We start from the raw sequence: 6,775 nt of genomic DNA, 5'->3' as shown, positions 1-6,775 counted from the left end.
TTTCATATAAGCATGCTAAATATATAAAATATTTTTTCAGAAAATATGAGATATATAAATATTAACTCTACATATATTTTGATACAAACTCAAAAAAGCTAATGTATGATTAAAAGCTATGAAGGAATAAAATGCCTCTTAGAAACGCTCTCGAATATAAGGGAGCTCTGTGAATATTAGAGCATGACAAACAGCTCTGAAGTGTAAGCTTTGCAAGCTTCATAAGCGTAAAAATGATAGATTTAATGGCTTTCTGTTTATACCGTTAACGGAGGGGTTATTGCAAAACGGATCTAAGGGCTAGAGGTTGCTTTAACAAAGCGCGTAAATCAATAGAATGACGTTTGAGTATGGATTTTATAAAAATTGGTAAAGAGGACTCTAGTATTATCTCTTAAAGAATGAAATAATTCCCTTTTGTTATTGTATATGTTCAAATTTAATTGCAAAATGCATTATTAGAAATAATCATTTCTTTGGTTGTTTATACGTTATTTCTCAAGAGAGTTGTTTAGGCGATTTTGTTGGAAATATTTGCATCATTTCCTTGAATCCATAACCAGGATACATTCCTTCGCGCATAAATAAATTACGTAATGGCGAGCAATTATGTAATAGACCAAGCCCAATACTGCGCATGATATGAACAGGCGGCATATGAGAAAGTAAAGCAGAGTTAAGGGTATGAACAGCGCCACTTCGGATTAATATATCTGGTTTGCGGCATTGGTTATATCGTGTAACAATCATTTCGGAGTTAGAATCGGATATTTGATTGGGTAAAATATCAATCAAAGTTTGAACATCACGAAATCCTAAATTTAATCCCTGTGCCCCAATAGGGGGGAAAACATGAGCAGCTTCGCCCACTAAAATTGTTCGGTTCGCGGCAAAATGATGAGAGAGAAGCCCTGAAAGCGGCCATGCTTGAATTGATGTTTCTAAGGTTAGCGTTCCAAGCATCGATTGCATTTGGTTTTCGATTATTTTTGCAACTTCTTTTGATGCTATATTTAATAACTCCTCAGCGCGAGAAGGGTGAACAACCCATACAAGACTGGATCTATGTCCTGGTAGCGGAACCTGTGTAAATGGGCCATGTTCTGTATGAAACTCAGTTGATGTGTTTTGATGAGAAAATTCATGAGAAAAGTTGAGAACAAGTGCTTTTTGTGGATAGTTCCACTGTTTAACACTTATTCCTGCTGCCGTACGCGTAAGAGAGTGACGTCCATCAGCAGCAATAACAAGTGGTGCTTGAATAACTCTATCGTCAGAAAGAGTAATACATACATGACTTTGGGTGTGATGAAAAGATTTGGCTTCAGAAACAAATCTTTTAATATTGGACGTATGTGTAACAGCATCATTTAAAGCATTGTTCAATTTTATATTGGGTATATTATAGCCAAAAGCTTTTTCATCAATTTCAGCAGAAGAAAAATGCACCGTAGGAGCACGCACAATCCTAGAAGTTATATCAACAATTCTCATGCACGATAAGGCAGCAGCATGCTTTTGAAGGTTATTCCAAATATTAAGTTTTTGAAGCGTGCGTATTGCAGGCATCATAAGAGCTGTTGTCCGTAACTCATCTGTATGAGCAGGGGGGCCAACAAGAAAAACAGAAAAACCCTCATGCGCAAGCCTCAATGCGGACAACATCCCGACAGGACCTGCACCAATAACAGTAATAGCTTTATCTTTTTTCTTTTCAAGTATCACAACGAGTTGAGCCTTTCCTCATTGAGCAAATATTTTAACATTTCTAAATGATTGCTCTCTTTTTATTGTATGAAGCTCTTCTATTATATTATGTAATAAATAATGCGATATAAAAAAGTAACCTTTTTATGATTTTTTTACGCTGAGTTATATCATGGGTAAAATGGCGTATTGGTAGATGGATGAAGACTTTAAAAACGAGGATAAGAAAACCTTGAAACGTAAACTAACAAAGAAAATCAAAACAAACGCTAAGTTATTACGTCATAAAAAAGTAACAATGCCACAAGCAAAAGCTTTTTCTGTTCATTTACTAACAGCTTCGGGATCATTTTTAGCGTTTCTTTCTCTTATATCGGCTTCTCAAAAAGAATGGACAGCTATGTTCTGTTGGCTTGGGCTTGCACTTCTCGTTGATGGTATAGATGGACCCATTGCACGCAAGCTTGATGTTAAATACATCCTTCCAACATGGTCTGGAGAGCTTTTAGATAATATTATTGATTATGTAACTTATGTTTTAATTCCTGCTTTTGCCCTTTATCAAAGTGGTTTTATGGGGGTAGGGTTATCATTTGCATTGAGTGCAATCATTGTTATTTCATCGGCTATTTATTATGCCGATACTGGTATGAAAACCAAAGAAAACTTTTTTAAAGGATTTCCTGTTGTTTGGAATATGATGGTTTTTACACTTTTTGTCGTAAGACCAGAGGAATGGATTACTTTTATCATCATTGTTTTATCAGCAATTATATCTTTCTTGCCAATTTATTTCATCCATCCTGTAAGAGTCCTTCGTTTACGGAGAATTAATTTTCCAATTTTTCTTTTATGGTGTTTCTTTGGTATTGCAGCCTTCTTTTATCAATTAGAGGCTCCATATTGGGTTAAAATAGGGATTTCAATAACAGGAATTTATATATATTGTATTGGCGCGATCATGCAAATATTTCCTCAACTTGGGGCAAAAAATATAAAAAAAATAATAGATTAATTGTTTTTAAGAAGGGTGTGAAATGCAAATTGATTTTGGAGCGGGGAATGATATTTCTTTTACGAAAGAAGGGTGTGCTGGAATTATAAAACTCTCACGCCCTTTAGCATTAAACGCTCTTAATCAACGAATGGTTTCCGCTTTAAAAAAAGCTCTAAAAACTTGGGAAACAGATAATGATATTTCTTGTGTTTTAATTGAAGGGGAAGGACGTGCTTTTTGTGCTGGTGGAGATGTTGTAGAAATCTATCATATGGGGAAAAGTGCCTCTGCTTATCAATATTTTAGGGATGAATATAGTTTAAATGCTTATATCAAACGTTTTTCAAAGCCTTACATTTCTTTCTTAAACGGTATTTGGATGGGAGGAGGGGTAGGCATTTCTCTCTATGGTTCACATCGAATTGTTACAGAAAAGACCGTTTTTGCTATGCCAGAATCTGCGATTGGATTTTTTCCAGATGTTGGTGCAAGTTTTTTCTTACCATCTCTTCCCAATCATTTTGGCATTTATCTTGCATTGACTGGTGCCCATATAAAATGGGGAGATTGTTTAAATTTAGGATTAGCAACACATGCCGTTCCTGAAATTGAATTTGATACAATTAGAAAAGCTGTTATTGAGCAAGGAGATCCTACTTTAGCTTTAGAGGAGTGCGCAATTACAAAAGACTATGAAACGACTCATGAAATACGTTGTATCATTAACACTTGTTTTAGTGCTCAGACATTAGAAGAATGTCTTGAATTGCTTCATAAAAAAAGTAATGAAGGCATTTTATTTGCTAAAGAATGTTATGATATTTTGCTGTCACGTTCTCCGATAAGTTTGAAAGTAATCTGGAAACAGATGAAACAAAATACACCTCGAACTTTAGAAGATTGTATAAAAATTGAAAACCGCATTGCACACCATATGATTAGTGCACATGATTTTCATGAAGGGATACGAGCTATGTTAATCGATAAGGACAAAACGCCTCAATGGCAGCCAGATAAACTTTCAAATGTAACAGATGAAGTGGTCAATTCTTACTTCCAACCTATTGAACAAGAGCTATTATTGTGAAAAATAGTGCACAAAAACGGATTTCAAAAATCGACTTAATTTATAACTGTTATTTACGATTTTTGGCGCTTATTTGCTTAAGTTTGAGTATTTTTTATTGGATACGCCTTGTTGGTGTTTTTCCAGGTGTTCTATGGCGCTTTGACCTTATGCCTTGGCAGTGGCAATGTGCATCAGCCATGTTGGCTATTCTCTATCCTGTTGCTTTGATCGGACTTTGGATGTATTCGCTATGGGGCATTATTTTATGGTGTAGTGCAGCATTGATTGAAACAATAACAATCTATTATTCCAATTTTATTGATCAGCCATTTGTACCATTATTTCATGGAATAATGTTTTTAGCTTTCGTGATCCTACAAATTATGATGATTTTTTTTAAAAGAGTAAAAAATAAAAAATGAGTGTGATCAAAACTTTCTAGCCAGAATAAAACAAGATCGATTTTCAATCTAAATCATCAAGTTTTTAAAATTTAAAAAGATAAAAGATACGCGCTACAATTGTCCAACAACTCATATGTTTAATGGAAAATATTCATAGAGGAATGATCCATTCATTTTCCAATTCCAAAGTGCTGATGCTATAAAGCTCTCCAAAAAAAGTTCCATAATATATATTATGCGATAATATGACATAAAAATAAAGCTTCTAACCCTCATAAAAACATCCAAACTCTAACTCTAGAACATATATATCCTTCGCCAAAAATTTATGAAAGATTTGGAGAAAATGGCAAACGAATTTGACTATATTTTTTAAAGAGCGTTACTGCTTAAGCTTTAAAGTATATCTCTTAAAGACCAAAATAGTTATTTGGTTCTGGGGCTGGAAGATCAAAACCTTCTTGTTTACAACGTTTCATACGCGCAAGATCATTCAAAACAGCATTACGATTATCTAAAGCTGGAATTTTATTACTTTCGCTTGATTTTACATCCATTAAAGCTACGTTTTTGTTGTTTGATTTAGAACGCTCTACAATTATATCATTAATCTGACGTTTATTAGCAAAAAACTCTCGTTGAATATCGGCACAACTCATTGTTCCGTCATGCAATGTTGTCGTTGAAATATTTTTTTCTAGACGCTCCCCACATGCTGTCAAGGAAACTGCTAAAGCCACAATATATACAGCCCGCTTAAAATTCTTATACATAAAAGCCCCACTTTTAACATAAATTAATTTAGATAATGTTTTTTCAGAAAATTCACTAACATCTGTACAAATAGGCAACATTCCCAATACGAAAACCTAAGGAATGAATGTTTCCGTGGTATTGTAAATGCGTATTAACGCTTATTGCTCCATCCTGCCTGCCCCTGACTGAATCATAAATTGGCTATCTTCATCGATAAGATGCTCTTTTAAGATAGGTGAATAAAAGAATCTTTTTATGTTGGAAAACAATATCCGAAAGCATTTTTGAGATTCTTTTAAACATTTTTGTGCAAGTGCATAGCTACTAAATCATCAATACCGTGATATGATCTGCATGAGAATGTGTATAAAGAGCAGCATCAAGATGGCTTACACGCATGCGTATCGATCATTTGTGAGCAAAAGTTTGGACCTGTATCAATAACGACCGTTGTTTTTATATTGTACAATTCACTTATCATTTTAAAATTTGGTCTTTAAAATTAGTTTTTTCAAAGACCAAAATTAATATTACCTATAATAAAATCAGAAAATCATTGCATTATTTTACAACGTTTCATACGTGCAAGATCACTCAAAACAGCATTACGATTATTTAAAGCTGAAATTTCATTACTTTCGCTTGATTTTACATCCATAAAAAACAAAGCAGGTACAAATACAACACCTGCGGCTGCTAAAGCTACATTTTTGTTTCTTGCTTTAGAGCGCTCTGCAATTGTATCATTAATCTGACGTTTATTAGCAAAAAACTCCCGTTGAATATCGGCGCAACTCATTGTTCCGTCATGTAATGTTGTCGTTGAAATATTTTTTTCTAAACGCCCCCCACATGCTGTCAAGGAAACTGCTAAAGCCACAATACATACAGCCCGCTTAAAATTCTTATACATAAAAGCCTCATTTTTGACATAAAAAAGTACCAATTACGACAAAAATGAAACAAAATAAAGGATAATTTTTAAAAAGAGTTTTTATTGAACGTGAAATATTGCGTTATAATAAGCTTATGCATCCGTTTCAAAAATAAGCCCTTGATATGCCGGCTGAACATGTGATGGAATGTAATTGACAACCTCATTGTAATCTAGCGATCTATCCATATGTGTGAGCACGGCTTGTTTTGGCTTTAAATATTCTATCCATTGTAATGCTTGATCAACAGAAAAATGACTCGGGTGAGATTTAAATTGCAGGGCTTCAATAATGAGAACATCCAAGTCCATTAATTTAGATAATGTTTTTTCAGGAAACTCACTAACATCTGTACAATAGGCAACATTCCCAATACGAAAACCTAAGGAATGAATGTTTCCGTGATATTGAAGATGTGCATTGACGCTTATTGCTCCACCCTGCCCCTGAATCATAAATTGGCTATCTTCATCGATAAGATGTTCTTTTAAGATAGGTGAATAAGATGAATCTTTTGCTGTTTGAAAACAATAGCCGAAAGCATTTTTGAGATTCTTTAATGTAAACTTGTCTGCATAGATATCGATTAAACATTTTTGTGCAAGTGCATAGCTGCGTAAATCATCAATGCCGTGGATATGATCTGCATGAGAATGCGTATAAAGAGCAGCATCAAGATGGCTTACACGCGCATCGATCATTTGTGAGCGAAAGTCTGGGCCTGTATCAATAACGACCGTTGTTTTTTTTCCTGATGGTTTAATGCGTTCAACTAATAAAGAACTTCTGTAGCGTTTATTTTTAGGATTATTCGGATCACAAGCTCCCCAATCACCATTAGGTCGCGGGACTCCTGGAGAGGGACCACAGCCTAATATTGTAAATCGGTACTGATCATCCATAGCTT

General features: G+C 34.5%; 7 protein-coding genes and 1 pseudogene. 3 read left to right on the top strand and 5 right to left on the bottom strand.

The features are described from left to right. Window positions 1-498: 498 nt before the first annotated feature. Window positions 499-1,725, bottom strand: a complete 1,227-nt coding sequence (locus CER18_RS06125) for a UbiH/UbiF family hydroxylase (protein WP_100129177.1) — start codon at window positions 1,723-1,725, stop codon at window positions 499-501. Between the two features lie 178 nt (window positions 1,726-1,903). On the opposite strand from CER18_RS06125, the gene pcsA reads away from it, so the two are divergent. Genes pcsA through CER18_RS06110 form a run of 3 tightly spaced genes read left to right on the top strand, consistent with a single transcriptional unit; the run spans window position 1,904 to window position 4,195 of the window. Then, window positions 1,904-2,722 carry a phosphatidylcholine synthase gene (gene pcsA, locus CER18_RS06120; protein WP_100129176.1) on the top strand — a complete coding sequence of 273 codons (819 nt, stop codon included), beginning with the start codon at window positions 1,904-1,906 and terminating at the stop codon, window positions 2,720-2,722. 22 nt (window positions 2,723-2,744) lie between these two features. After that, window positions 2,745-3,791, top strand: coding sequence for an enoyl-CoA hydratase/isomerase family protein (locus CER18_RS06115; protein WP_100129175.1), 1,047 nt, complete (start codon window positions 2,745-2,747; stop codon window positions 3,789-3,791). Continuing rightward, window positions 3,788-4,195, top strand: coding sequence for a DUF6163 family protein (locus CER18_RS06110; protein ID WP_100129174.1), 408 nt, complete (start codon window positions 3,788-3,790; stop codon window positions 4,193-4,195). The genes CER18_RS06115 and CER18_RS06110 overlap by 4 nt, the downstream gene beginning before the upstream one ends. 392 nt (window positions 4,196-4,587) lie before the next feature. Here the strand turns inward: CER18_RS06110 and CER18_RS06105 are convergent, their stop codons facing one another. From CER18_RS06105 to CER18_RS06090, 4 genes and pseudogenes are all read right to left on the bottom strand, one after another. After that, complete coding sequence (locus CER18_RS06105) at window positions 4,588-4,950, bottom strand: hypothetical protein (protein ID WP_100129179.1); 363 nt, start codon at window positions 4,948-4,950, stop codon at window positions 4,588-4,590. Window positions 4,951-4,971: 21 nt separating this feature from the next. Beyond that, window positions 4,972-5,390, bottom strand: a pseudogene (locus CER18_RS06100) (MBL fold metallo-hydrolase); the annotation flags it as partial. Between the two features lie 96 nt (window positions 5,391-5,486). After that, window positions 5,487-5,846, bottom strand: a complete 360-nt coding sequence (locus CER18_RS06095) for a hypothetical protein (protein ID WP_100129173.1) — start codon at window positions 5,844-5,846, stop codon at window positions 5,487-5,489. Window positions 5,847-5,960: 114 nt separating this feature from the next. Further along, window positions 5,961-6,770 carry an MBL fold metallo-hydrolase gene (locus CER18_RS06090; protein WP_100129172.1) on the bottom strand — a complete coding sequence of 270 codons (810 nt, stop codon included), beginning with the start codon at window positions 6,768-6,770 and terminating at the stop codon, window positions 5,961-5,963. Between the last annotated feature and the right edge of the window lie 5 nt (window positions 6,771-6,775).

Origin of the sequence: Bartonella tribocorum (assembly GCF_002777915.1) — a bacterium.
In the GTDB taxonomy this organism is placed as follows: Bacteria; Pseudomonadota; Alphaproteobacteria; order Rhizobiales; family Rhizobiaceae; genus Bartonella; species Bartonella tribocorum_A.
Note: the sequence above shows the minus strand (reverse complement) of the source record. Positions and strands in the feature narration are given on the sequence as shown.

Coding starts and splice junctions, on each gene's coding strand:
- CER18_RS06095 (WP_100129173.1), bottom strand. CDS start 5,846: ATGTATAAGAATTTTAAGCGGGCTGTATGTATTGTGGCTTTAGCAGTT.
- pcsA (WP_100129176.1), top strand. CDS start 1,904: ATGGATGAAGACTTTAAAAACGAGGATAAGAAAACCTTGAAACGTAAA.
- CER18_RS06105 (WP_100129179.1), bottom strand. CDS start 4,950: ATGTATAAGAATTTTAAGCGGGCTGTATATATTGTGGCTTTAGCAGTT.
- CER18_RS06115 (WP_100129175.1), top strand. CDS start 2,745: ATGCAAATTGATTTTGGAGCGGGGAATGATATTTCTTTTACGAAAGAA.
- CER18_RS06090 (WP_100129172.1), bottom strand. CDS start 6,770: ATGGATGATCAGTACCGATTTACAATATTAGGCTGTGGTCCCTCTCCA.